At 34.6% G+C, this 2,101-nt stretch carries 4 protein-coding genes; all 4 read left to right on the top strand.

The features are described 5' to 3' along the window. Window positions 1–158 precede the first annotated feature (158 nt). The 4 genes from FFR48_RS27520 (at window position 159) to FFR48_RS27505 (ending at window position 2,007) form a co-directional block, all read left to right on the top strand. Window positions 159–662 carry a hypothetical protein gene (locus FFR48_RS27520; protein ID WP_137669538.1) on the top strand — a complete coding sequence of 168 codons (504 nt, stop codon included), beginning with the start codon at window positions 159–161 and terminating at the stop codon, window positions 660–662. 131 nt (window positions 663–793) lie between these two features. After that, window positions 794–1,045, top strand: a complete 252-nt coding sequence (locus FFR48_RS27515; RefSeq protein WP_137669539.1) for a type II toxin-antitoxin system RelE/ParE family toxin — start codon at window positions 794–796, stop codon at window positions 1,043–1,045. Continuing rightward, entirely contained in the window at window positions 1,017–1,334 is a 318-nt protein-coding gene (locus tag FFR48_RS27510) for a helix-turn-helix domain-containing protein (protein WP_137669537.1), read from the top strand. Before FFR48_RS27515 ends, FFR48_RS27510 begins: the two co-directional genes overlap by 29 nt. Before the next feature lie 292 nt (window positions 1,335–1,626). Continuing rightward, complete coding sequence (locus tag FFR48_RS27505; protein ID WP_190347361.1) at window positions 1,627–2,007, top strand: hypothetical protein; 381 nt, start codon at window positions 1,627–1,629, stop codon at window positions 2,005–2,007. Window positions 2,008–2,101 lie beyond the last annotated feature (94 nt).

The raw sequence follows: 2,101 nt of genomic DNA, 5'->3' as shown, positions 1-2,101 counted from the left end.
CAGTAATATTATTTATTATCTATGTGTAAAATTATTTTACTGTACGGTAAAAGATTTTTAGCGATGCCTGTTTTGGGCTTGGCGATCGCTCGAACAATACCCGACTTCACAAAATCGCGTTGCTCCCGTACGTATGTGATGACTGTAAAGAAAGTTTTATGACAAGGGAGGTTGATGAACCACTTCCTGAATATCGAAAACAAATGATTGTTACTGCACACGCATTGCTAATTGCTCTTAAAGTCAATGATAATCTCAAACTTGAGAAAGAAGTTGAATCTCACGGATTTACATACGATTGGGCTTTGGTAAACAAAGAAAATGGCAATTTTGTTATACCTGTAGCTTATGACGTAGCTGAGGATTGTATAGCTAAAAGATACGTATTTTACAATATGAGTAATAATTCTGAGTTAACTGACAAACAAAAGATAGAAGCAATACAATTATTAAAAAATGCAGGGTGTTACACTTCTGCTGAAGACTTGGATCATCACACATCATCAATGTATGCTGCCATACTGAGTTCTGATAGGACAAAAGAGGAAATACAAAGGATTGATGAGGAGTACATGTATACACAAAAAAGTACACACAAAAGTGAATTACAAAAAGACACAGAAGATTATAGAGATTTTCAGAAAGCTATAGGGATTTGGTAATCTTTTTTTTTGGAGCAGACAACGGTTGTCCTATTCGTATTGCAACATAACAATCAGATGTGATCGCTCTGAAGTTGTTACTAGGTAAAAATAAAACCTCTATAACACTTGTCTAATCTTGATTTAATTCAATCCGTGCATTTTCATGTGCAGAAACGTCGTTAAATTCACTAATAGCTACTAATAATGAAGATCGTTGGTTTTTTATTTTTGGCTTTTCAAAAAACGAACGCAGTAACATTGACAAAGATGAAGAAGAAGCTTTGAAAATGTTATCCAAGCAATTACTTGCTTATACAGCAGAAGAGCTTGAGCAAGCAAAAAATAGTAAGGCATTAATAGAGGTGATTTGTAATGCGTCAGAAAAAATCAGCAATTCTTGAAGCAGTTCATGAGACAGCAAAAGACCTACACAAAGCTGGGCTAATGAATCAAACTACATTGCGCTCCTTTGAACACCTATGCCTACCTCCTATTGAGCCTCTAGAACCATTACAAATTAAAGAAATACGGGAATCATCTCAAGTCAGTCAAGCTGTTTTTGCACGTATTTTGAATATAAGTCCTTCAACAGTTCAAAAATGGGAAATAGGACAAAAGCGGCCTAGTGGGGCATCTCTTAAACTACTGCACTTGATAAAGAATCGTGGGTTAAACAGTGTGCTTTATTAAAATTTTTGGCTCGTAAAACTTACGGGTTATTCCTCTAATTTAACTTGTAAACCATTGTTAACCTCAGATGATTAACGTATTTTCTCTCATTCCAGAACACATCCGATAAAAACTAACACTCACGGATGATAAAAAACAAATACTGCAACAACAAACTATTAGTCAACATACCCCAGGAACAATTTTAAAAGACTTTCAAACTATTTTAGATTTTCTCCAACCTGACGGTGTTGAAGTTAGTAGCACTTACCACCAGTTTCCCCTGAAATATCTGCAAGAACTTAACTCTCAATTGAGTTTTTCTATAGACATTAACCTTAAACGTCCTGTACAAAAATCTTACCCCTATATACACGGTCTTTATTTCCTCCTCCACACCTCTGGACTAGCTCAAATTATTGGTAAAGGTAAAAAGACTAAATTAGTTTTAGACCCCAAAATTCTTCAAATTTGGCAGAGTCTCAACCCCACAGAACAATATTTCACTTTATTAGAATCTTGGTTAGTTTGGGGAGACAGTGAAGTATTAGGCGACCCAAGAGATATGTTTGACCAAGCATATCGCTGTTTATTATTTTGGGACAAACTCCCAGAGGTAGGACTAAAATTTAATAATTATTCAGAACAAGATAAATTATATCCCACATTCCGCAGATGTGACCCAGATAATTGATATTTTTGAAAAATCCCAACCAGAAAAATTTTATTTACCTAATTTTTCTGTTTGATTTTAACTTTATCTGCCAAAAAATAGAGAATATTACTAA

It is taken from the genome of Sphaerospermopsis reniformis, from assembly GCF_005402885.1.
GTDB classification, from domain to species: domain Bacteria; phylum Cyanobacteriota; class Cyanobacteriia; order Cyanobacteriales; family Nostocaceae; genus Sphaerospermopsis; species Sphaerospermopsis kisseleviana.
The sequence above is the reverse complement of the archived record's forward strand: the minus strand, read 5'-3'. Positions and strand labels throughout refer to the sequence as shown.